This is a genomic window from Sedimentibacter sp. B4, assembly GCF_000309315.1.
In the GTDB taxonomy this organism is placed as follows: Bacteria; Bacillota; Clostridia; order Tissierellales; family Sedimentibacteraceae; genus Sedimentibacter; species Sedimentibacter saalensis.
Map to the genome: position 1 here is coordinate 1 of NZ_CANG01000222.1, position 393 is coordinate 393.

The 393-nt window shown below is 71.2% G+C and carries 1 protein-coding gene; it reads right to left on the reverse strand.

Going from position 1 to position 393, the window contains the following annotated elements:
- A partial coding sequence (locus BN358_RS22370; RefSeq protein ID WP_198018392.1) for a dual specificity protein phosphatase family protein occupies window positions 1–393 on the reverse strand: 393 nt, incomplete at both ends.

The following is a 393-nucleotide window of genomic DNA, read 5'->3' on the forward strand; positions in this document are numbered from 1 at the left end:
TGCCGGATCGCGTCCAGTGCCGGACGCAGCCCCAGCCCCTGGGCCAGCAGGAGCGCCAGCATCGCCGAGGGTGCCCGGTTCACCCCCATGTGGCAGTGCACGAGCACCTTCGCCGAGGAGTCCGCGAGCGCCTCGTCCACCCATGCGACCAGGCCGGCGAACCAGTCCGGTCCGATCTTCTGGCCGGCGTCGGCGACCCGGTGCTGCAGGTAGCGCACCTGCGGTGCCCAGGTTTCCACCAGCCCTTCGTCGCTCCACTCCTCCCGAAGGTCGACGATGTGGGTGATCCCCGCGGCGAGGAGCTCGTCCAGTTGGGCGCGAGCCCGGACGAAGTTCGGCGAGAGGTCGCCGCCCACGGCGAGCCGGTCGGTGACGAAGTCGGCGTTGGCAAGG